Here is a 23,242-nt window from a genome sequence, read left to right as displayed (position 1 = left end):
TTTTACAGGTGGATGTATTAATAGCCATCATTCTGGACAAGGTTAGGATTGGCGATCCTGTCTGTCGTGGGAATCGGGAACACATTGTACTTGTCCTGTACACCCGTACCTGCGGCAACACCTCCTTTGAAAGGCCATAGATAGCTGCCGCTGGTGAGTCTGGCAAAGCGCACCAGGTCAGTCCTTCTTTTTGCTTCCCAATACAGTTCTCTGCCTCTTTCTGCGAGTATGAAATCCAGGGTGAGTTGTGTTGCGCTGATATCACCGTTGTTATTGCCGTATGCTCTGCGACGTAACAGGTTGACATAGTTTACGGCTTCTGCGACAGAGCCGCCACTGCCGCCGCGCACCACTGCTTCTGCATACATCAGGTAAGCATCTCCTAAACGGAACATCGGAAAGTCGGTATCTGTGAATCTCCTGGTAGGATCGGATCCCGGTTGACCGGTAGAGCTGATGTTTTTAAACTTCGGCACTGCATAGCCGTCATTGAAACTGGCGATATCGCTGATGTCGAGGTTTTGTCCGGTGGCATAAAACATGGCGCGTTTATCTACCGTACCAAAAGGATCAGGGAAGAGGTCTACAATAGCTCTTGTCGTTCGCATACCGCCCCAGGCGGTAGATACGCCATAGTCGGCTACATTCATAGCACCACCGATAGAACCTAATACGATAAAGGTGGTATTACCATAAGACTGTGAAGTCACACCATCAGCCAGGATCGGGAAGATGATCTCAGTTGTTTTATCGTTGTCTGTTTTGAATAATTGGGAATAGTCTGGTGCAAGTGAATACGGACTATTCGTCATCAGTTTGTTACAGTAAGTGATTGTCTCGCTGTTCTTCTCTGTGCCGGTATATACTTTTGCATTGAGATAAAGTTTGGCGAGCAGCATCCAGGCAGCGCCTTTGTCTACGCGACCGTATTCATTGGTGCGTGGCTCAGGCAGGAGTGTTTCCAGCGCTTTTAATTCTGTTTCCAGGTAAGTGAACAGTTCTGCTCTTGAGATCTGTTTTGGTTGGAATGCGCCTACAGGATCGGCTTCTGTGACGAAGGGAACTTTGCCATACATGTCGATCGCTGTCCAGTAATAGAAGGCACGCAGGAAGCGTGCTTCGTTGCGGTATTCTTGTATATCGGCTGCTACATCCGCAGGAAAACTGCTCATTTTCTCTTCTGTGGTCTGCCGCAGGAATTCATTGCAGGCAGCGACACCGAAGAAGATACGGTCGTAAAGCACTTTTACATATTTACCATCAGGTGTAAAGTTCAGGTTGTGAAAACTCAGCAGGTCGCCGTCATTCCAGCCGATGACTGCTTCGTCAGTAGTGAGTTCCTGCAATTGCCAGTAGTTACGCAGAAACACGTTGGTGCCGGTATTGTCAGTAACGATATCGGAAAGACTGTTGTCTTCGTAGTGTTGTCCGCTGAGACAAAGACTGCCATATAGTTTTGCCAGTACGCCTTTGATCTTTACAGGATCTTTATATACAGTTTCAGATGTTTCCTGTACATAAGGCAACCGGTTCAGGTCTTTGGTACAGGAGGCTGTGGTCGCCATAATAGCGGCACAGGCGGTTATGATTGATAGTGATTTGATAGTCATGTTCCTTCTTTTCAAGGTTAATAAGCGATGTTGATACCGAGAGAATAGATGCGTGGTTTTGGATAAGGATTGTTGTCAATACCACTGAAGATCTCCGGATCGAGTCCGCTGTATTTTGTAACGACAAATACATTCTGCACGATGGCATTTACACGCAGAGAAGCTGTATTCCGCAGGATCTTTCCGAAGTTGTAACCCAGGGATAAATTGTCCATCCGCAGGAAAGAAGCGTTTTCCACATAGTAGTCGGATGAATACTGGCTGTTGCTGAAACCCGCATTCAGATAGTCCCTGTTTACGTTACCCATGTAGCCCATGGATGTCCTTATACTATTGTAAGCACCACCGGCAGAGCGGATGTTGTTGTATACATAGTTGCCGATGTTACTGCGTAATACGAAGGAGAGGTCCCAGTGATCGTAATTGAACTGGGAGGTAAAGCCCATGGTCAGTTTAGGGTTCGCTGATTTATATCTGTAGAACATGTTGCTGCCTTCGCCGGGTTTCTCATAGACGCCTTCTACCGGACGGCCATCGGGGCCATACACCTGTTTATAGACATAGAAGGTTTGTGGTGAATAGCCAACGGTGTTGATCTGGATACTGTTGCCTGTACCGCCGGAGATACCGCCTGTGAGGATACCTTCAGAGCTGGAATCGGAGACATTGGACAGTTTCAGGATTTTGTTCTGGTTGTAGCTGATATTGAAACCGGCTTTCCAGTTCAGTCGCTGCTTTTCGATGATGGTGGCATTGATAGCGAGTTCAACACCTTTACTTTCAATATTACCGACGTTGGTCAGCACGTGGTTACTGAGATTCGCACCGGCAGCGGTAGGAATATCAGCCAGCAGGTCTTTGGTCTTTTTATAATAGAAATCGAGGGTACCAGTTATCCTGTTGTTCAGGAAGCCATAGTCCAGACCAGCATTCCAGGCGGCAGTCTGTTCCCATCTGATATTCGGGTCATAGGCTTCTGCACGGTAGGTGTAGTAAGCACCGTTGCCGAAAGGATATTGTACATTATTAGCTCCCTGGGTATAAATGGGCAGGAAAGGATATGCCAGACCGATATCCTGATTACCGGTGACACCGTAACCTACACGTACTTTCAGGTCGGAGAAGAGATGGGCGTTTTTCAGGAAGCTTTCCTCTTTAATCCGCCAGGCCAGTGCGATGGAGGAAAAGTCACCCCAGTGATTGGCTGGACCGAAACGGGAAGAACCATCCCGTCGGAAGGAGGCTGTCAGCAGGTAGCGATCCAGTAAGCTATAGTTAGCGCGGGCGAAGAAAGAGACCAGTGTATTGCGGCTGGAATCTGCCACAGGAATATTGATCACATCACCGTTGGCGTTTCTTACCGGGTAGGCAGGGCTACCTCTGAAGAAATCCTGGTAGGAGTAACCGGCAGTGACATCAAACTTACTGGCCAGTTCTTTCAGTTCCTTGTTATAGGTCAGATAGAAATCAAAGAGTTTGTCTTTTCTCCGTTGGGAGTATTCCGTCATGGAACCACCCCGCTGGTAGGAGAGGGCGGCATAAGCCGGTACAAAGCCGTTTCCTTCCGTTTTAGAGATATCATAGCCGGCATTGGCGGTGGCTGTCAGCGCAGGCAGGAAAGGTAGTTTATAGTCCACTTTGATATTGCCGATGCTTCTGTATACATCGCTGAGGCTGGAATTCAACAATAGCTGACCCAGTGGGTTTTTGGTGGCCAGTTCGATAGGAATACCGGTAGAAGCGTTCAGCCATTCGAAGAAATTACCATACTTATTGCTGGCATATACCGGCTGGGTAGGATCGAATCCGATGGCTGCCCCGATAGCACCTTCATTGGCAAACCGGGATTTCTGGTAAACGCCTTTCAGGTTGATAGTGACCTTTAAGGTGTTGTCGAAGAAAGATGGATTCAGGTTCAGGGAAGCGGAAGTCCGTTTGATGTTGCTGGTTTTCAGGATACCATCCTGGTAGGTATGACCGATGGACAGTCGATAGGGCAGTTTTTTGATACCACCGGAGAGCCCGAGGTTATAGTCCCCTCCAAAGGCTTTCTGAAAGATCTGGTCCTGCCAGTCGGTGTTGGCGGTGCCTACAAGTGCTTTTTCTTCGTCGTTACCCTTTTGGGCGATCAGGTGACGGAATTCGTCGCCGTTCAGGACGCCGATTTCGTTTCTTCTGATGGATTCGGACAGGACGGTATTGAAAGTGACTTTCAGTTTGCCGGAAGAGCCGCTTTTGGTCGTAATGATGATCACCCCGTTGGAGGCTCTGTTACCATAGATGGCGGTAGCGGAGGCGTCTTTGAGGATGTTAAACGACTCAATATCGTTCGGGTTGATCAGACTGAGTGGGTTGGCGACGCCAGAGACCCCTTCGCTGGTCAGCGGTACCCCGTCTACCACAATCAGCGGGTTATTACTCGCATTAAGGGAGGTACCCCCTCTGATACGGATAGTACCACCTGCACCCGGCGCGCCGCTGTTGGGCGTAATGACTACGCCGGCGACTTTACCGGTTACCAGTTGATCGGGGGTAGTGATGGCGCCCTGCTGGAAGTCCTTCGAACTGACGGTAGCGATGGAGCCGGTCAGGTCTTTCTGTGCCCGGGTACCGTATCCGATCACGACGACGTCGCTGAGCGTTGATACGGACTCCTGGAGAATGATGTTTAAGGAGCCGGCGGAAGGTACCCTGATTTCCTGCCTTTTAAAACCTACAAAGCTTACGACAAGGGTATCGCCTGTCAGTGCTTTGATGGAAAAATGGCCAGCCGAATCGGCAATGGCGACGGTGCCTGCTTTTTTTACTGCAATAGTTGCTCCCGGAATAGCTTCTCCGGTGGCAGACCGGAGTATCCCCCTGACAGTTTGCTGGGCTGATGCTGACAGTCCGGCTAACAAGGCAACAATAAGATAGATGATACCGTGGAATCCCCTTTTTGTAATTTTCATCGTGGCATTTTTTATTTTGGCCGTATTTTAGGTTTGCAAAGTAAAATAGATGGCCTCGGGGCTGTTATTCTATCTGACATTTTTTTGGTTCTATTGATCTAATTTTGACGCTGTGTGTATGTTCCACGCTTTATCCCGGGCGTATTTCCGCTTTTCTGCTCATTGCCTGACACGTTACGCAGCGTTCTTTCGCTGTGCCTTACTGGGCGTCTTATTGTTGTCTGTTGCGCCGGTATTTTCCCAGGCACCGGTCCTTCATTTTCGTCACCTGACCAATGAACAGGGACTGTCAAATAGTACGATTGAGACGATTTTCCAGGATAGCCGGGGCTTTATGTGGTTTGGTACCAGGGACGGTCTAAATAAATATGATGGTTATCAGATCGTTGTGTATCGATATAATGCTGCAGACAGTACCAGTATCAGTGATAATTATATCAGGTGTATCTATGAAGACAGAGAAGGCGTCATCTGGGTCGGTACCCAGAATGGTCTGAACCGGTTTGATGCCGGGAAGAACAGTTTTACCCGTTTTCGCACCCGGCCAGGGGGGCAGGGGGTGTTGAGCAATAACCAGGTGACCTGTATTTATGAAGACGCGCAACGCCGTTTATGGATTGGTACCTATGGCGGAGGACTGAATTTGTATAAACGGGAGTCGGGTACCTTTTCCAGTTTCAGACATAGCGGAGGTGAATCAGGGCAGTTTTCTGACGATCGGGTGAATGCCTTCTGTGAAGATGCCAAAGGCCGTTTCTGGCTGGCAACGGGGATGGGATTGGTAGAGTTTGACCGTACAAGGTATCAATTGATCGAAGCGTCTCCTTATAATGGGAGAAGGCAGGCTATCCGGACCATCCGGAATGATCATCAGGACAATCTATGGTTAGGCACGGAAGAAGATGGTCTCCTCTGTTATCATCCTGATAGTGGTACCTACCAGCTGTATAGTCACCGGGAACAGGAACAAGGCAGTATATCCACTAACCAGATCCGGGCGATCCTTCCCGACCGTCAGGGGAACATCTGGATAGGAGGCGTTAACGGCGGATTGAACCTGCTGAACCCGGAAAGTAATTCCTTCTATCATTATCAGAATGAACCGGAATATCCCCGGAGTTTGTCACAACGTACCGTGTCTGCGCTCTTTGAAGACAAACAGGGAATTATATGGATAGGCACGCACCGGGGGGGTATCAATATATATGTGCCAGGTGCAGAGAAGTTCAGGCTCTACCAGCAGCAGGTGAAACAGAATAGTCTGAGTTACAATGACGTGAAGGCTTTTTGTGAGGATGGGAAGGGGAGGATCTGGATAGGAACTGATGGCGGCGGACTGAATCTGATGGATCGCAACAGCCAGACCTTCCGGCATTATCAATATGACGCTTTTAATAAGAACACGATCGGATCGAATGAGGTGCTGAGTATTACGGAAGACCGGACGGGCAATCTCTGGGTAGGTACCTGGGGCGGAGGCCTGAACCTGTATCACCCCGGCACGGAGAGCTTTACCCGATTTGTTAATAATCCGGCTGACCCGCAGAGTATTCCTTCCAATTATGTACAGAAGGTACTGGAAGATAGCAGGGGCCAGTTGTGGATAGCTACTTATTATGGCGGGGTGAGTATCTATGATCGTAATCGTCAGCAGTTCACCCGTTTTACCGGGACGGGGAATACCCGTCTGTCTGGTAATAATGCAGTGTCCATGACAGAAGATAAAAAAGGGCGGATCTGGATCGGAACAGATGATGGTGGATTGAATTGTTATGATCCCGCGAGCGGAAAGATATCCTGGTATTTTATTGCAGGAGAGAAAAAGCCGGATCTGCGGGTGTTGTTTACGGACTCCCAGGGAAGGTTGTGGGCCGGACAATCAGGATTGTACCTGTATAATGAGACGGCAGATAGTTTCGCCTTGTATACAAATGAAGCCGGATTAGGGACAGCCTTTATCAAAGGTATGACAGAAGATAAGGCGGGTAATTTCTGGATCTCTACTTCGAATGGTATCACCTGTTATCATCCGGATCAGCATCAATATAAACAGTATAATACGGGAGATGGGTTACAGGGGTTGGAATTTGAAGCGAATGCCTATCTGCAGACAAAGGACGGTCTGATGTTATTTGGCGGCATCAACGGTTTTAACGCATTCTACCCGGGGGAGATTCGCACGAATAATTATCTGCCGCCAGTTTATCTGACCGATTTGCAGGTCGCTAATCAGCGCATGTTACCTGGTATGAAGGGTTCGCCATTGTTACAGGATGTGAGTGTGACGGATAAGATCAGGTTTGACTACCGGCAGTCTTCTTTTTCGTTCAGCTTCGCCACATTGGATTATACCGCTCCCGGCAATAACCAGTATGCATATAAACTTGATGGTTGGGATAAGGACTGGAATTATGTGGGGAATGAGCGCAAGGCCGCTTATACAAATCTGAATCCTGGTACCTATGTGTTTCATGTAAAAGCTTCGAATAGTGATGGCGTATGGAATGAAAAAGGTACGTCTGTGGTGGTGGTGATTGAACCGCCGTTCTGGAGAACCTGGTGGTTCATCTTACTGCTTTCTGCTGCCATTCTGTATGCAGTATACCGGATCCTGGCTTTCAGAAGAGCGTCTGAATTAAAGAAGATCAGCGAGAAGAAAAAGGAAGAAGTACACCAGTTGAAACTGCAATTCTTTACGAATATATCCCATGAGTTCCGTACACCGCTGACATTGATACTGGGTCCCTTGGAGAAGATGATCAGAGATGCAAAAGACAATGGTCAGCTGCATTATTTCAAACTGATGCAGAAGAATGCGTATCGTTTGCTGGACCTGGTGAATGAGGTGATGGATTTCAGGAAAGTAGAGTCAGGTGTACTGCAGTTGAAAGTGATGCCGGCTAATCCGGCTTTATTCCTGGAAGAGATCGCGGAGGAGTTCAGGGAATGGGCGGTTGAAAAGCAGATCCGGTTTACCGTAAATACGGTGCAACCACCAGAAGAAGCCTGGTTTGATAATCAGGTACTGGAGAAGATCATTTACAATCTGCTGAGTAATGCATTTAAATATACGCCTGCGGGCGGAGTGATTACCCTGGAAATGCGTAGTTCGCTGGAAGAGATAAAGCCTTCCTTTCCGCATGAACTGGCGGTGCAAAATGAGTATAAGACAGATGCTTACCTGCATATCAGGGTGGTGGATAATGGTATCGGTATTTCGAAAGAATCGATCGAGCATTTGTTTGAAAGATATTTCAGGGTGAATGAAAATCACCTGGGTTCGGGTATCGGACTGGCATTTGTGAAGAGTCTCACTTTCCTGCATAAGGGCAGTATACACGTATACAGTGAGCGGAAGCAGGGGACGGAGTTTATCATATCGATCCCTTATCAGAAGGAAGATTATGCGGAGGGAGAGCGATGGATGGGAGATCCGGCAAAGACAGCACGGCAACTGGAAAGTCTGATCTCCAATCAACGATATACGTTGACGCAGCCGGTGGAGAATGGTGTAAGTGAAGTGGAGGAGGACACTGGTCATTCGCAGGCATCATTGGCCACGATACTCGTGGTGGATGATAACAGTGAGTTACGGGAGTTTTTGAAGGGGGCATTGTTGCCGACGTATCGTATTATAGAGGCGTCCGACGGACAAATGGGTTTTGAAAAAGCAAAGGCAGAGATGCCGGATATTATCATCAGTGATGTGATGATGCCGGTACTGGACGGTATTGCTTTTTGTAAGCTGGTAAAGGATAACCTGGAGACGAGTCATATTCCGTTTATCATGCTGACAGCTAAGACGGCATTGTCTTCCAATATTGAAGGAGCCGCTTCGGGAGCTGATTTTTATTTTGGCAAACCTTTGAGTATTGAGTTGTTACTGATCACGATCAGGAATACGCTGGAACAACGCCGGAAGGCAAGGGAAAGATTCCTGAAGGATTATTATTATGAAGCGAAAGAACTGGTGACATCCACAAAGGATAAAGAGTTCATGGATACACTGCTGGAAAAGATAGAGGAGCATCTGATGGATCCGGATTTTGATATCAGTGTGCTGTGCAGTAGTATGGGGATGAGTAAAACGAACCTGTATCAGAAGATCAAGCAGCTGACGGGACAGTCCACCGGTGATTTCGTACGTACCATTCGTTTAAAGAAAGCAGCGTATATCATGTCGCATGAGGATGTACCACTGTCGGAGGTGATTTTACGGATAGGGATACAGACGCAGTCTTATTTCACGAAAGCGTTTAAGAAGGAATTCGGGAAGACGCCGACGCAGTTTTTACAGGAACTGAAGCAGTAAGCAGATGGTTAAAAAAGTATTACTCCGGAGACGTGTATTTAAGGATAACTGATTGATAATTATGTTGTTGGTGGTTTTAATGTAGCTTGCGAATATTGGGGACGAACAGGCGACGGTATAGCGACGAATCTACGACGAGCAAGCGCAAGCACTGATATGCATAAATTTGGTAGTATTTTAACCAACTTTCTATAAACTTATCTATTTCAAAATAAGGGCGACAAACGGTACCTGCTGGCAATAAATTTGATGCGGGTAGGTGAACTAAAACCATTGTTATGGAGTCCATTCTGAAACCCTTCTTAGATTTATTACATGAGCTGTACATAGGCACAGGCGGTGAACATTCCTGGGTTATTGACGCCAAGCCGGGTCAGGGCTTTACAGCCGCTGTTAAAACCATTAATGCCCAACAGGCGTCTACTCCTATTGTAGAAGGCGGGTCTACTATTGCGGCGCATACAGAGCATCTGCGCTGGAGCATCTATTTTGCACTGGCGTTTTTTAAAGGGAAAAAGCCTGAAGGGAACTGGGAGGAAAGCTGGCAGATCCGTGAAGTAGATGAAGCGGAGTGGACGAAGTTGCAGCAGGATTTGCTGGAGGCATATGACAAACTGGTAGTGGCAATTAAGGGTGTGACGGATTGGTCTAATCCTTTCTTCGTACAGGGTGTACTTGCTTTGGTACCACACGCGGCTTATCATCTGGGCGCAGTGAAACAACAATTAACGTTTGTGCAAGCTCATTAAATAGAAGGTCTTAGATACGATTGTCGTGTTTAAGACCTTTATTATTGTCATAATTATTTGATACGTATAGCCTTAGCGAAGCCTGCATAATGTTTTGAAATGCTGCTTAAAGTGATTAAGTTTGGTATTATTCCCTATCTATGGTTAAATCCTTATTCCTTGTACTGTTAGCTGTTTGTTTATACCCGGTATTCTTGTTTGGCCGGACGGATTCGCTACCTGGAAAATACTTCAGTCTGGGAGCGAAAAGAGCAGGTATCTGTTTTGGAAATGCACCTGTTTATACCGGTTTTAGATTTAATCTCATCAACAAAAATGTAAAGCAGACCAACATACTGGATGTCTGTTTTTTCAGCTTAGGGGAGGATAGTCTGCATACCAGTAATGGTCTTTCGCTCATGCTGACGGGAGGGGCGCAGCATAAAAGCAATGGACTTATGATTGCACCGGTTGGCGTTGGAATAAATATTGAAAATGGTGTTGCCCTGACTGGTCTGTTGAATGCCTTTGATAAACTCAATGGTTATGGATTGGGCTTTATGATGTTTGGAGGCACCCTTAATGGATTAGGTACAGCTTTTCTGATTATGAGGAGAACACCGGCAGATACGATTGGCGGCAGGATCAATGGGATGGCGGTCGGGGTCTTTAGAATAGATGTCGGAGAGGTAAGGGGTGTTTCTGTAGCGTTCCTGAACAATACAAAAGCACACAGTGGATTTGCCATTGGTGGATACAATAAAACGAATAAGCTGAAGGGGGTGCAATTGGGTCTGTATAATGTAGCGCTGAACAATCCCAGAGGCTTTAGGAGGCTACCTTTGCTGAATATGCATTTTGGAAAATAAATCTACTAATATTTATTGAAAGACGCGTCTTTGTAAAATGTATAAAGGAGGCGTTCACTAGTTGCGGACGCCTCCCTTATGTATACAAATATATTATTTATTTCTCCAGCAGATTCGCTGGTATATTACCGTCCGTCTTCATTGACAGCTGTAGTAATTTCGCCAATGCAGGCGTAATATCTCTCAGATTCATCCCGGCAATCATTCCACCTTTTTTTATACCTGCTCCACAGGCTACAAAGCCGGTACGTATTTCCTGGAAATCAGGATAGTAACCATGTGAACCGCCATGGCCTGGTTTCACAGCATCGCCTTTCACTGCATTCCCGAAAGAAGCGCCGTTTTCTCCGCTCAGCGCTAATCCCACTTCCGGGTTGCCGCCTACTTTATCGATCTGTTTGCGATCAATGATACGAAACAGCTTTTTCTCTTCCGGAGATAATCCCGCCAGCAGATCGGTCACCTGTTTCAGTGTTTTTGTATCGTTTTTGTCTTTCAGGTACAGGTAGCTGGAACCGCCCACTGAGCAGAATTGCGCTTTCCAGTCGTTTGTTTTTACATCATTGATCAGTCCTGCTTTGGCCAGCCATACATTGGGGTTTACACTTGTTTTTACATCCAGGAAACCGTGGTCGCCGGTAACGATGAGTACTGTGTTTTCCCAGATACCTGCTTCTTTCAGCGCATCGATAATGATCCCTACACTGCTGTCTGCATCAGCGATGGCAGCGCGTACTTTGTCGCCTTCACGACCCTGTTCATGTTGATAATGATCCACAGAAAAGAAGTGGATGGTCATCAGGTTAGGCTGATCTTTTTTGATCACATAAGAAGCGATCTTAGCGATGTTATGATCTTTTCCCCATTCGATGCGGTCGGTATTATCAAATACATTCTTTTTCAGATCAGCGATAAAGCCGGCTGGCTTTGAATACACCTCACGCACACTGTCGCCCAGTCCGCCGATATCAGGAATATTATACATCACAGGTGCATTGGCGGATACCGGCCAGAGGAGTGCCGCTACTTTCAGTCCTTTTTGTTGTGCAACGCTCCATACGGTAGGTACTTTGATGGAACTGTCCTGCCAGTACGGCTCATTGGAAGGGCCATTCGGATTGAATTGATTGTTGTAGTAAATACCATGTTTTACCGGCCATACGCCTGTAACAATCGAAGTATGTGAAGGATAGGTCATAGAAGGAAACACACTGTTAACACCTTTCGCATAAACGCCGTTTTTAGCTATTTCACGCAGATGCGGTGTCTTCCAGGTGCTATCCATATAAAAGTTAGGACGGAAGCCGTCAATTGTGATCAAAACCACGTGTTGTGCCTGTTGGGCAAAGATGCTGTGTGTCAACAGCAATAACATCATAAATACTAATCCCTTTTTCATTATTTCTGATTTACTGACAGGAGTATAATACCGGCATAAAGATATTCAGCACTATCGTGGAGGTGTGTTAATTATTTATTACCTGGGAAGAACGGCCGTCTGAGCGTACGGGCGATAAAATACCTGGTTCCGGGTATTTCCGGAAAACTACTCCTGTGTTATTTTTACGCTTACAGCAATTCTGAACAAAAAGTTTAACTATGTCTTTTAGAAAAATTACGGGCCTGTTTGGGATGCTCGTATGTGTATTTGTTGCCCTCGTTTCTTTTTCTGCGTGTTCTAAAGATGATGATGATGCAGGACCAGGTGAAAGTAACGACTATTATTTCAAAGCAACTTTCAACGGAAAGGCGCTTGATTTCACACACACTGCAAAGTTTCAGGGCGGTGGTAATGATGGCCGCTGGGAACATATTGTAATAAGTGGTCATGAAGCCAGGTATCCTACAGATGGTAGTCCGTTCCCGCCATCATATGACATTGAACTATGGAGGGTAGGAGGAAATATTGGTGCGGGTAAGTATGAAAGCGCTTTGGAAGAGGAGATGATCTCTCGTTATGCCATCCAGACGAATAGTGGCACATTGGTGTATAATACATTAACAGACGGCGATAATTTTACTTTAAATATTGAGTCAATAAGTGATAAAGGTATCAGGGGTACTTTCGGGGGAACAATCAGAAATAGCGCCGGTGCGGCGATAGAAGTGAAAGATGGCAGTTTTAATCTGCCGTATGATGAGTTGGTAAATCCATAGGGGAAAAGTAAGAAACCGGGCTTAGAGAGTCCGGTTTCTTAATTGAAGACGGGTGCTGTTGATAATGCCCCGCATCCATTCGTATTCAGGTAAAGCGTGTAATTGTTCTCTAAGCTCCGGGGGAATGCCGGTTAACCCCACTAAAGTACCTGCGATCTGACCTGCAATAGCCGCATTGGTATCTGTATCTCCACCTGCGTTGATGATCTCCCTGAACATGCTATTTGGATCGTCGGTAATCTGCACTTTTTCAATTTAGCAAGGTCAATTTAGTAAAGTCAACGCAAAATATACTACAGTGAAAACGTGAACAATTGTTCATGTTCCTTTCGTTTCCGGTAAAAGATTGACATTATTCATCGATAAATACAAAATGTCAGAAATTGCTGTTATTTTCACACGTATTACTGTTACACATTTCCGCTCTCCTTACAAACAAGACCCGTTATCAGCAGGAAGGTCCCTTGCTGACTGGTGTATTTTAGTGTCCGTAATCCACGTTATTTTTTAACAACCATATATAAACCCTCAAATTAGCGAAGATGAAAAAACTTCATTTGTTATGCCTTTCCGCGTTAATGCTGCTCTTATCAGGTCCGGGTTGTAAAAAAGCAGAAGATAAACAGGACCGGCTGAATGGCGCTGCTGCCTTCAAAGGTCTCACTGCTCTTGCTGCATCTCCCATTTTTACCAACGCATTACCCTCTATTGACAATGGTAGCTATTATGATCCATGGGTCATCCGTGTGGGCGCTTATTATTACTATTGCGGCTCTGACGGAGGCCGCCTGTGGATTGCGAAATCTGCTACCTTGCAGAACTTATTACAACAGCAGAAAAGCTACATCTTTACGCCGCCGGGAGGCACGCTCTATTCCTCTAACTTATGGGCGCCCGAGCTGCATTACCGTAGCGGAAGATGGTATGTTTATTTCGCTGCGGACAATGGCGATAATGCCAATCACCGTATGCACGTATTGGAAGGTGGCACTGATGCCAACGATCCTTTAAACGGCGGTTATGCTTACAAAGCGAAACTTACTCCTACTACCGATCGCTGGGCGATAGACGGTTCTCCTTTCGACTTTAACGGACAACAATACTTTGTCTGGTCTGGTTGGGAAGGTACCACCAATGTTTCCCAGTACATCTACATCGCCAGAATGAGCAATCCTTACACAATTTCTGGCGAAAGGGTAGAGATCTCAAGACCTGATTATGGCTGGGAACAGGTCGGTTCGCCTACTGTCAACGAAGGTCCCACACCATTGATCAGTGGCAGTACCGTGAATATTATCTACTCTGCAAGCGGTAGCTGGACCAACGATTACTGCCTGGGGCGTCTTACCTGCACAAACGGCAACCTGATGGCTAAGTCCTCCTGGACCAAACCCTCTTCTGCCGCCTTCTCACGATTCGGAAACGTATTTGGTCCTGGTCATGCCTCGTTTGTAAAATCGCCTGATGGTATCCAGTCATGGATCGTGTACCATGCTGCTAACTATGACGGCGCTGGCTGGGATAGAAGAGTGATGGCGCAGCAATTCGCCTGGGATGGAGATATTCCTTTCTTCGGCTATCCGATTGAAAAAGGGATTCCGATACCTTCTCCTTCAACCGGTCCTGAATATGCAATGCCTGTTGCCAATGGTGTGTACAGGATCAAGTCTAAAGTCACCTCCCAGTGTATTGATGTGCCTAACGCAAGTAATACCGCTGGGCTCCAGATACAACAATGGACAGACAACAACACCAACGCACAGAAATGGACATTTACCAGTCTGGGGAACGGTTATTATAAGATCACCAACGTGGCTTCCGGCTTAAACCTCGATAACGCGGGTGGTTCAACAAGTGCAGGGAATATCCTAATTCAGTGGACAGACAATGGCAATATCGCTCAACACTGGCGGGTACAGGATATGGGCAACGGCTATTTCAAACTGATCAACCGCAGGAGCCTGCTGGCAATTGATGTACCTAACAGTAATCAGACGCCTGGAACGAAATTGCAACAGTGGTACGAGAACCAATACGATGCAGAGTTGTGGCAAATTATACCTTAGATAAATAAAAAGAGGCTGCCAACACTTGAGCAGCCTCTTTTTATTTGAATACCTGATGGAATCAGGTGGTCATTTCAGCAATTCTGAGAATGGTCGTTTATTTTAATACATCCTCTTTATCAGTTTCAGCATTATTATCAATCAATTCTTAATTTTTAATTGTTAATTCCTAATTCGCCGAAGGCGTATACACCGCTACTGCTACTCTTGAATCCGCACAACCATAATACAGGAAATACTTTCCCTTATAATACACTAAGCCTTCAATAAACACCGTCCCTGCCGGATACTGTCCGCTTTTCTCAAACGACTCTGCTGGTACCATAAATGGTTTATTCAGTCTGCTGATCAGTTTGGATGGATCTGCTGCACTGAACAACATCTGTCCTGCGCAATAAGAATTGGCGGTATAATTAATATCTCCATCTGCCCCTGAGCGGTTCTTACCATTATACAGGAGTACAATGCCTTTGCTGGTCAGTATAGCCGGAGGACCGCATTCCGTCAGGTGACTATCAAAATATCCTTTTCGTGGAGAAGCCAGTTCCTTTAATGCACCATTTGCGTCCACCAATGGTGTCCAATCGACAAGGTTTTCGGAGGTAGCCGCATATACATGGTTTTCTCCCCAGTACATCCAGTATTTACCTTTGTATTTTGCAATACGCAGCTCACCGTTTTTGAGTGTGGTCAATACGGAGGCTGATTTGGAAGCAATATCATGGAACTTACCATTGTAGGCATCCTGGAAGATCGGACCATGCTTTTTCCAGTGTACCAGGTCTTTGGAGGTAGCCGCACCAAGGCGTGGCACTTTCTTGTTCCATTGTGTATATAACATCAGATACGTGCCGTCTTCCGTCACTGCTACCCGTGGATCTTCACAACCGCCTGTCCATTCAAATTCCTGCTGATCGTCCATATCCGGGAACAGTACCGGTTTGCCGGTACGTCTCATGGTGATGCCATTGGAACTTTCCGCCAGTCCGATACGCGAGGTACGGGCGCCTATTCCTACACCGGATTTGTCTTCAGCCCTGTACATGACATAGACCTTGTTATCCTTTACGGCAGCGGCCGGATTGAAGGTGTCATTGCTTTCCCAGTCCAGTAGCTTTTTTTGCATAGGATCGTAAAAATGGGTCGTGGAATCGGGTGAGATGATCGGGTTGACGCCTGTGGGTCTGACAAAGGGCCCTATCGCCCAGTCCGGGTATTTATTGATGGACTGCTGCCCATAGCTGTAAAGGGCGCCCGATAGGAGCATCGTAAATAAGAGACCTGATTTTTGCATATAACGAGAATTTGTAGAATATGACTGGTATAATACAACATTTCCTGCGGAAGCCAGTGCTATAATTTTCTGCCGAAAACAATTACTTTTATGCGGTCATGGTTCCTCCATTAGATAATGAAATTTTTTTATTCAGGCAGATTGGGGAAGGAAATGAGATTGCATTCCGTAAGGTTTATTACCACTATTACAGGCAATTATATGGTTTCGTGCTCAAGGCTGTAAAGTCCGACCCTGTCACAGAAGAAATTGTGCAGGAGACGTTTGCCCGTTTGTGGGAAAACCGCGCTGCTCTTGGAGAAAAAGGATATTCTGCCCCCTGGCTCTTTCGTGTTGCTGCCAACCTCTCCTTTGATTATATGAGGAAAGCCGCTCATGAAGCAAAATATTTTAATCTGTTGTCAGCCTCTCCCGGTGAACCTTCTGCCAATAATGTAGCCGACTATATAGAGGGCGTACAAAGCAACCATCTTTTACACGAGGCCATCGACAGTTTACCTCCCCAGCGCCGCACCATTTTCCGGTTATCAAGATTAAAAGGGCTCAGTCACCAGGAAATTTCCCAGCACCTCAATATTTCTGAAAATACCGTTAAAAACCAGCTGGTGACCGCTTTAAAGGCTGTTCGCCAGTTCATGAACGATGCTACCCGCCTCTTTTTTTAAGTTTTTTTTCAAACTGGATAGTCCCTCGTCTTTTCTCAAACGTTATTAATTGCAAAGGAGCCTCTTTACCTCTTTTCAACCACAACCAAAATATGGCAGAAGATACACGCGAAGAGCGGATCAAATATCTTATCAATCAATACTATGCAGGTACTGCAACTGTTGCAGAGTCCAGCGAACTGAGATCATTTCTCTTACAGGGAGATGATAGGGAGCTTGTAGTGGCGCAACTGGAAGAGCTGGCAATGACAGCGCCTGCAGCTACGCATATCAGTGAAGAACAACTGGATACTGTATTTGACTCGATCGTATCTTCCCGTACCAGACAAATGCCTGTTCGCCGTTATATCTATGGCGCAGCCGCAGCCGTACTGGCATTGGTAGTGGCTGGTAGCATTTATTTCTTTACGCGCGAACACCAGTCTGTGTCACCACAACAGGTAAATGTAGCAGAAATACAGCCGGGGCATGATGGCGCTGTACTGACACTTGCCAATGGAAAACAGGTCGTACTGGATAACCAGGCCGACGGCGTTATCGGAAATACAGATGAGAATATCAGCAAAAAAGGGGGAGCGCTGATCGTTGATGGAGACGCACAGTCACATAACAATACAGCACTGAATACGCTTACCACGCCTCGGGGAAGACAATTTGCACTGGCATTGCCCGATGGTAGTAAAGTATGGCTGAATGCCGCTTCGGCTATTAAATTTCCTGCTGCTTTTGCACAGGAAGAACGCACTGTTTATCTATCAGGAGAAGGCTATTTCGAGATCGCTAAAAAAACAGATGCCAAAGGAAAGAGAATACCGTTCAGGGTTGTGGTCAACCAAAAAAGCACGATAGAAGTGCTTGGAACACATTTTAATATTAATGCTTATGAAGATGAAGAAAGTATCCGTACTACCTTGCTCGAAGGCGCTGTAAAGGTCAGCGCAAGCACAAACACTGTAACACTGGTCCCCGGTCAGCAGGCCGCTATTATCGCAGATCACATCGCCGTTGATAAACATGCCGACCTGGAAGAAGCTACTTCCTGGAAGAACGGACTGTTTGTTTTCAATGGCAGAGCCGACCTGCGTGAAGTCATGCGCCAGTTGTCAAGATGGTACGATGTGGAAATCGTTTTTAAAGGAGAAGTGCCGGACATTGCTTTTACCGGTGAAATGCAAAGAAATCTAAACTTGCAGCAGGTGACCAAAGGACTAGCTGCGATGGGGGTCAATTTTAAAATAGAGGGACGAAAAATTATTATCTATCCTTAATATCAAAGTACCAAAAGAAAAAACCGGAAGTGTTCCAGCACTCCCGGCAAAGTCTCAGGTCCGAGTAATTTAACAGCAAGTAGGTCCGATACCACTTATTTGTCATTATCAACCAGAAACCGTTACAAAAGTATGTTTTTTTACGCTTTATGTAACCGGAAGGGGCGTGCCATGTCCTGTGCCAGACGGCAGTCTTTCCGGTTATCACCACAAACAGTGAAGACAGTGAAACTGAATGTTCTATTCATGTTTGCATTTCTGATGCAAGTTAGTGCCAGCGGCTGGTCACAGGTCATCAACTATTCCGGGAACAATGTCCCGCTTACGACAATCTTCAGCATTGTTAAACAGCAAACCGGCTACGTGGTACTCTACAATCCGGATCTGGTAAAGAAGACTACACCTGTAACGGTGCGTGCCAGCAATATGCCGCTGACCGCCTTCCTGGACAAAGTCCTGGCAGAAAGGTCATTGGGCTATTCCCTGGAAGATAAGACCATCTTTATTACAAAGCGTACCACGCCTGCGCGTCCGGCAGTCAATGAAGCTGCTGTTGAGAAAGCGGCAGTCATTCTGCCAGTAGTAAGTGGTTTCATAAAAGATGACAAAGGACAGTTCCTGCCGGGTGTCTCTGTAAAAGTGAAAGGCTCACTTTTCGGTACCAGCAGTAGTGAATCCGGTTATTTCAAGTTAACGGGTATACCTGCTGATGCTGTGCTGGCTATCTCCAGTGTAGGGTTCGAATCTCTTAACATCCCATTGCAGATGTGCTGTAACAGGGTCATGGTAAAGAATGTCGACGCTACCATGGGTGATGATGGCAGTCTGGTACTGACTATTACCATGAAACTCGCTGTGAAATCACTCGAGGAGATCGCTGTTACGAATACCGGTTATCAGGAATTGCCAAAAGAACGTTCTACCGGTGCTTATGGAACTGTTGACAATAAAGCGCTCAATGCCCAGATCAATACAGACCTGGGTGCCGCTGTTGAAGGTAAGGTAGCGGGCCTGAGTCTTTACAAAGGTGAGCCAATGGTCAGGGGATTGAGTACATTTTCAGGAAGTGTAGGTACGTATCCGCTGATAGTACTCGACGGACTGCTTACTGAAAATACCCTGGATATGATCAACCCTTATGATGTCGAGTCTATTACCGTACTCAAAGATGCTGCTGCAGCGTCCATTTATGGTGCGCGTGCCGCAAATGGCGTCATTGTGATTAATACAAAGAAAGGTAAAAGAGGAGGGGTCAGTCTCTCAGTAAATGCAGATTACTTTGTAACAGAGCGTCCTGACCTTAGTAAGATGCATTACGCTACTTCCGGGCAGATGGTTGATTATGAAAGGGATATCTATGCAGGTGAATTACGCCGGTATGCAAATGCGCAGGAATTATTTAACTACTATGGTAGCGTTGGCGGAAACACGAGTAGATACTTTTCTCCATTGTACAATCTGTACAGAAAGGAAAGCATTGGCGAGATCAGTACACATGAAAGAGACGCTGCCATCGAGCAATTGAAAAGCTACGACTATTATCAGCAGTTTCATGATAATGTATGGCAGAACCAGGTGCGGAAACGTTTTAATATTTCACTTGGTACAGGCAGTGACAAGAGCAATACGTATTTTTCCATTAACTACGATGGTAACAACCAGCTCATACGCAATAACACCGACGAGAACCTGAACATTTATCTGAAATCAAGCTTTAGTCCGCTTCCCTGGCTGACGGCAACATTCGGTGCAAACGGTGCTTATTCGAAAGTAATAGCATCGGAGAATCTCTATACTGACTATAAGACACAACCTCGCTATAGTCGCATCGTAGATGAAAATGGGAATCGCGTTTATGCTGACTATGTATCATTCAGAGACGGTTTTAGTAGCTCTGATTACGTAAATGGTACTGTCATTGATCAACTAAAGGGCAATACACAATTTAAATCTTTCAGTTTCAATCTGCTCGATGAACTGGATAATAGCAGGAGTAAATCACAGCAACTGCGTTTGCGTACATTTGCAGATATAGGCGCTAAGTTGTTTGCGGGATTGAAATACAGCCTGAAGTTCCAGTACGAAACGTCGCGGAATGAACAGGAGAGTTTTGCAGGAAAGGATGATTACCGCATGAGGTATCTCTACAACGCAATGACAAGCTATAATGCAACGACTAACATTTATACACACGAAATTCCCTTTAGCGGACGTCTTTACCAGATGAATCAGCAGGCGGACAACTTTACCTTCCGCCAGCAGCTTGATTTCGACAGGTCATTTAATGTCAATGGCAGAACGCATGATTTCAATGCCATTGGCGGTTTTGAAATGAGACAGTCCCGCACACCGGTATCTGTAAGCGACCTGCGGTACGGATATGATCCTGTTACATTGACTTCCCAACAGGTGGATTGGTACCGCCTTGGTGAATCGGGGATCAATAGTTACCTGTTTGGTACAACTACACTTGGTTATCAACCGGGAAAGAATAAAACAGAGGTACGCCACAGATTTGCATCTTACTATGGTAATATCGGTTATACCTTTGACCGACGTTATAACGTCACTGCCAGTGCAAGGATAGATCAGACCGACCTGTTTGGTACAGATCCGAAATACAGGAACCGCCCGCTGTGGTCAGTCGGTGCAGGATGGAACGCAACAAATGAAGCATTCCTGAAAAATATCAGCTGGCTTGACTTCCTGAAAGTGCGCGTGACTTATGGTGTGAATGGTAACGTCGATCAGACCTCATCTCCATATATCACCGCCAGACTGAGAAGTGATAACCTGTTCACTGAATTACAGTATACAGACATCCTTGCATTGCCTAACCCGAAGTTACGCTGGGAAAAAACGGCGACGCTCAACTTCGGTACAGATTTTACTATATGGAATAACCTGCTGAGAGGTAGTATTGATTACTACAGAAAATACAGCTCAGACCTGATTGCTACAAGCACGCTTGACCCTACGGTAGGTACCAGCTCCCTCAGCATCAACAACGGTGCGATGTCTAATCGTGGTATCGAACTCAATCTTTCTTCAGAATGGCTGAATAAAAAAGATTTCGGGGCCGTGTCGTCATTCGTGATCGCCTTTAACAGGAACAGGATAGAAAAGGTAAGCAATGCCGCGACAACCGGATATTCATATATATCGTCTCCGTCAAACTACTATTATCCCAATACACCGTTTAACTCCGTATACGCTTACAGATATGGCGGAACTATCAATGGATACCCGTATATACTGGATGAGAACGGCCAGCCTAATGTGATTTTCGATGCAAATGGGAATCCTACAGACGTTAAACAGGTAAATGGTCCTGCTGCGATAATCAGAGTAGGTACACTGATCCCTAAGTTCAACGGCTCATTCCGTCAGAGTTTCCGCTATAAAGGCGTAGAACTGGGTGCTATGTTTGCTTTCTATGGTGGCCATCAGATGAGAAGAGATCGTATGGACTTTTCGGGTACTACCCAGCAGAACCGCGAACTGGCTAATCGCTATAAAGATGAAGTTCCGAATGGTAATCCGAGACTGGAACTGGACTACCCTGATGTCCTCAGAAGTTATGCTACTACACTGTCTTCTTACTGGCGTTATTCAGATATTCAGGTGGTGAGCGCTACTTCTGTCAAGCTACGTAATCTTTACTTATCCTATACCTTGCCCCAATACCTGTGCAAAAACATATTCGCTAAACAGGTAAAGTTCACTGCACAGGCGAATAACCTGTGGATGTGGAGTAAAGCCGGGGACGATCTTGACCCGGAAACAGCAAGCCTTAACAGTGGGACCAGAAATCTGCCTACATCGCGTTCATTCCTGTTCGGTGCAGCGGTTAGTTTCTAATTATTAAAACATTAGCGTATGAAATCAGGTATTTATCACTTCGCATATATTCTCGTTATTGCCATTCTTACATCGTGCAATAAATATCTTGACATCGTTCCGAAGGGACAACTGGTAGTGGAAACTACGCAGGACTTTTATAATATGGTAAGCCTCCCCAACAGAGGATATCCGATTAATAACTTCCAGTACCTGGTAGACGATCAGTGGATGAAAGAGTCCAATGTGATCGGTATCATCAAAAACATGGATATTATTAACTTCACTGCTGATACTACTGAAAATCGCGTCAACAGGCTGAGCGCTTCCTCCCTGTATAATCAGGCATATAAGTACATTAACAGATGGAATATGATCATTACGCTTGTTGATGGCAGCGAGGGAGATGAAAATCTCAAGAAGCTGGCAAAGGCCGAAGCGAGAGTTCAGCGTGCATTTGATCATTTTGTTGTCCTGAATACATTTGGCCGTCCATATGTGCCGGAAACGGCAGCCAATGACGGCGGTATCTGCATCATGGATAAGTATGATCTGGAAGCGAAACCATCGAAATCATCAGTAGCGGAAGTGTATGCTTTCATAGAAAAAGATCTTGACGAATCTATTCCATATCTGCAGGTAACGCCTGTGGATGTATACCATCCATCTCTCGCATTTGCATGGGCGCTGAAAGCGAAGGTACATCTCTTCAAAAGAGAATGGGATAAATGTATCGCTGCGGCGCAGCAGTCATTGTCGTACAATAACAAGCTGCTTGACCTTGTAGCATTGAAAGCAGCAGGCGGCCCCACCTTGAATCCAATCGCAGCCGGCAATAATCCGGAAGTACTTAGTTATACATACATGACGGGTCGTAATGAGTTAAACTTAGGATACACATTTATTATTAGTCCTGAGTTAAGAGCACTGTTCGGTCCTACTGACACGAGGTTTACTATGTTCTTTAACACCACCAACCGTACATACCTGGATATTGGCTCAAATACTGCTTACTGGCAGGTGAAATTTACAGACTTCTTTACAGTGACTGTGGGTATGAAAACGCCGGAAGTGCTGTTAATGCTGGCTGAATGTTATGCCCGTAAAGGAAGTCTTACCGAAGCGATGACACTGATTAATGACCTGCGTGCCAAACGTATCACCGATGCACAGGAAGCTCACCTGGAAACGCCAGCTACTGTAAAGGAAACGATGGATATCCTCATCAGCGAAAGAAGGAAAGAACTCCTGTTCGGCTTTCATCGCTTCTGGGACCTGCGCAGACTGAATCTCGAACCGGAATATGCAAAAACGGTAGTGCATAAATTCCCGCTGGTCAATACGACTGTGCCACAGGTAGAATATAAACTGCCCCCTAATTCATATATGTACATCATTCCGTTTGCACAGGATGTATTGAAGCAGAATCCTAAACTAACTCTTAATACAAATGAAAAGCTTCCCTGGTAAGAAGATCTAAAT

14 protein-coding genes are annotated in these 23,242 nt (G+C 45.9%); 9 read left to right on the top strand and 5 right to left on the bottom strand.

Going from position 1 to position 23,242, the window contains the following annotated elements; genetic code table 11:
• Positions 1–17: 17 nt before the first annotated feature.
• On the bottom strand, positions 18–1,610 hold the full coding sequence (locus CPIN_RS30495) for a RagB/SusD family nutrient uptake outer membrane protein (RefSeq protein WP_012793740.1): 1,593 nt from the start codon (positions 1,608–1,610) through the stop codon (positions 18–20).
• A gap of 17 nt (positions 1,611–1,627) precedes the next feature.
• Entirely contained in the window at positions 1,628–4,561 is a 2,934-nt protein-coding gene (locus tag CPIN_RS30490) for a SusC/RagA family TonB-linked outer membrane protein (RefSeq protein ID WP_012793739.1), read from the bottom strand.
• A 118-nt stretch (positions 4,562–4,679) separates the two neighbouring features.
• Here CPIN_RS30490 and CPIN_RS30485 point away from each other — a divergent pair, with 118 nt between their 5' ends.
• From CPIN_RS30485 to CPIN_RS30475, 3 genes are all read left to right on the top strand, one after another.
• On the top strand, positions 4,680–8,873 hold the full coding sequence (locus CPIN_RS30485) for a two-component regulator propeller domain-containing protein (RefSeq protein ID WP_012793738.1): 4,194 nt from the start codon (positions 4,680–4,682) through the stop codon (positions 8,871–8,873).
• Between the two features lie 278 nt (positions 8,874–9,151).
• Positions 9,152–9,622 carry a DinB family protein gene (locus CPIN_RS30480; protein ID WP_012793737.1) on the top strand — a complete coding sequence of 157 codons (471 nt, stop codon included), beginning with the start codon at positions 9,152–9,154 and terminating at the stop codon, positions 9,620–9,622.
• A gap of 140 nt (positions 9,623–9,762) precedes the next feature.
• On the top strand, positions 9,763–10,470 hold the full coding sequence (locus tag CPIN_RS30475; protein WP_012793736.1) for a hypothetical protein: 708 nt from the start codon (positions 9,763–9,765) through the stop codon (positions 10,468–10,470).
• Between the two features lie 97 nt (positions 10,471–10,567).
• On the opposite strand, the gene CPIN_RS30470 is transcribed toward CPIN_RS30475, so the two are convergent.
• Positions 10,568–11,869: an alkaline phosphatase family protein gene (locus CPIN_RS30470; protein ID WP_012793735.1), complete on the bottom strand. Its 1,302-nt coding sequence runs from the start codon at positions 11,867–11,869 to the stop codon at positions 10,568–10,570.
• A gap of 200 nt (positions 11,870–12,069) precedes the next feature.
• On the opposite strand from CPIN_RS30470, the gene CPIN_RS30465 reads away from it, so the two are divergent.
• The gene (locus CPIN_RS30465) at positions 12,070–12,627 is read left to right on the top strand and encodes a hypothetical protein (protein ID WP_012793734.1); all 558 of its coding nucleotides are present in this window, start codon (positions 12,070–12,072) and stop codon (positions 12,625–12,627) included.
• A gap of 21 nt (positions 12,628–12,648) precedes the next feature.
• Here the strand turns inward: CPIN_RS30465 and CPIN_RS30460 are convergent, their stop codons facing one another.
• Complete coding sequence (locus tag CPIN_RS30460) at positions 12,649–12,873, bottom strand: ADP-ribosylglycohydrolase family protein (protein ID WP_012793733.1); 225 nt, start codon at positions 12,871–12,873, stop codon at positions 12,649–12,651.
• 296 nt (positions 12,874–13,169) lie between these two features.
• Here CPIN_RS30460 and CPIN_RS37200 point away from each other — a divergent pair, with 296 nt between their 5' ends.
• Positions 13,170–14,693, top strand: a complete 1,524-nt coding sequence (locus CPIN_RS37200; protein ID WP_012793732.1) for a family 43 glycosylhydrolase — start codon at positions 13,170–13,172, stop codon at positions 14,691–14,693.
• Between the two features lie 169 nt (positions 14,694–14,862).
• Here the strand turns inward: CPIN_RS37200 and CPIN_RS30450 are convergent, their stop codons facing one another.
• Positions 14,863–15,987: a beta-1,2-mannosidase gene (locus CPIN_RS30450; RefSeq protein ID WP_012793731.1), complete on the bottom strand. Its 1,125-nt coding sequence runs from the start codon at positions 15,985–15,987 to the stop codon at positions 14,863–14,865.
• Positions 15,988–16,085: 98 nt separating this feature from the next.
• Here CPIN_RS30450 and CPIN_RS30445 point away from each other — a divergent pair, with 98 nt between their 5' ends.
• The 4 genes from CPIN_RS30445 to CPIN_RS30430 all read left to right on the top strand — a co-directional run bounded on the left by CPIN_RS30445 (position 16,086) and on the right by CPIN_RS30430 (position 23,230).
• Positions 16,086–16,652, top strand: a complete 567-nt coding sequence (locus CPIN_RS30445) for an RNA polymerase sigma factor (protein WP_012793730.1) — start codon at positions 16,086–16,088, stop codon at positions 16,650–16,652.
• Between the two features lie 92 nt (positions 16,653–16,744).
• On the top strand, positions 16,745–17,920 hold the full coding sequence (locus CPIN_RS30440; RefSeq protein WP_012793729.1) for a FecR family protein: 1,176 nt from the start codon (positions 16,745–16,747) through the stop codon (positions 17,918–17,920).
• Positions 17,921–18,052: 132 nt separating this feature from the next.
• A complete protein-coding gene (locus tag CPIN_RS30435; RefSeq protein ID WP_083781171.1) occupies positions 18,053–21,781 on the top strand; it encodes a SusC/RagA family TonB-linked outer membrane protein in 3,729 nt (1,242 codons plus the stop codon).
• Positions 21,782–21,799: 18 nt separating this feature from the next.
• The gene (locus tag CPIN_RS30430) at positions 21,800–23,230 is read left to right on the top strand and encodes a RagB/SusD family nutrient uptake outer membrane protein (protein ID WP_012793727.1); all 1,431 of its coding nucleotides are present in this window, start codon (positions 21,800–21,802) and stop codon (positions 23,228–23,230) included.
• Positions 23,231–23,242: the final 12 nt, after the last annotated feature.

Source organism: Chitinophaga pinensis DSM 2588 (assembly GCF_000024005.1).
In the GTDB taxonomy this organism is placed as follows: Bacteria; Bacteroidota; Bacteroidia; order Chitinophagales; family Chitinophagaceae; genus Chitinophaga; species Chitinophaga pinensis.
This window is presented reverse-complemented; position numbering and strand designations above follow the sequence as displayed.

Bases quoted from the DNA above. Each gene is read 5' to 3' on its own strand.
- CPIN_RS30480 (WP_012793737.1), top strand. From the start codon at position 9,152: ATGGAGTCCATTCTGAAACCCTTCTTAGATTTATTACATGAGCTGTAC.
- CPIN_RS30485 (WP_012793738.1), top strand. From the start codon at position 4,680: ATGTTCCACGCTTTATCCCGGGCGTATTTCCGCTTTTCTGCTCATTGC.
- CPIN_RS30495 (WP_012793740.1), bottom strand. From the start codon at position 1,610: ATGACTATCAAATCACTATCAATCATAACCGCCTGTGCCGCTATTATG.
- CPIN_RS30435 (WP_083781171.1), top strand. From the start codon at position 18,053: ATGTTTTTTTACGCTTTATGTAACCGGAAGGGGCGTGCCATGTCCTGT.
- CPIN_RS37200 (WP_012793732.1), top strand. From the start codon at position 13,170: ATGAAAAAACTTCATTTGTTATGCCTTTCCGCGTTAATGCTGCTCTTA.
- CPIN_RS30470 (WP_012793735.1), bottom strand. From the start codon at position 11,869: ATGAAAAAGGGATTAGTATTTATGATGTTATTGCTGTTGACACACAGC.
- CPIN_RS30465 (WP_012793734.1), top strand. From the start codon at position 12,070: ATGTCTTTTAGAAAAATTACGGGCCTGTTTGGGATGCTCGTATGTGTA.
- CPIN_RS30445 (WP_012793730.1), top strand. From the start codon at position 16,086: ATGGTTCCTCCATTAGATAATGAAATTTTTTTATTCAGGCAGATTGGG.
- CPIN_RS30440 (WP_012793729.1), top strand. From the start codon at position 16,745: ATGGCAGAAGATACACGCGAAGAGCGGATCAAATATCTTATCAATCAA.
- CPIN_RS30430 (WP_012793727.1), top strand. From the start codon at position 21,800: ATGAAATCAGGTATTTATCACTTCGCATATATTCTCGTTATTGCCATT.
- CPIN_RS30450 (WP_012793731.1), bottom strand. From the start codon at position 15,987: ATGCAAAAATCAGGTCTCTTATTTACGATGCTCCTATCGGGCGCCCTT.
- CPIN_RS30490 (WP_012793739.1), bottom strand. From the start codon at position 4,561: ATGAAAATTACAAAAAGGGGATTCCACGGTATCATCTATCTTATTGTT.
- CPIN_RS30475 (WP_012793736.1), top strand. From the start codon at position 9,763: ATGGTTAAATCCTTATTCCTTGTACTGTTAGCTGTTTGTTTATACCCG.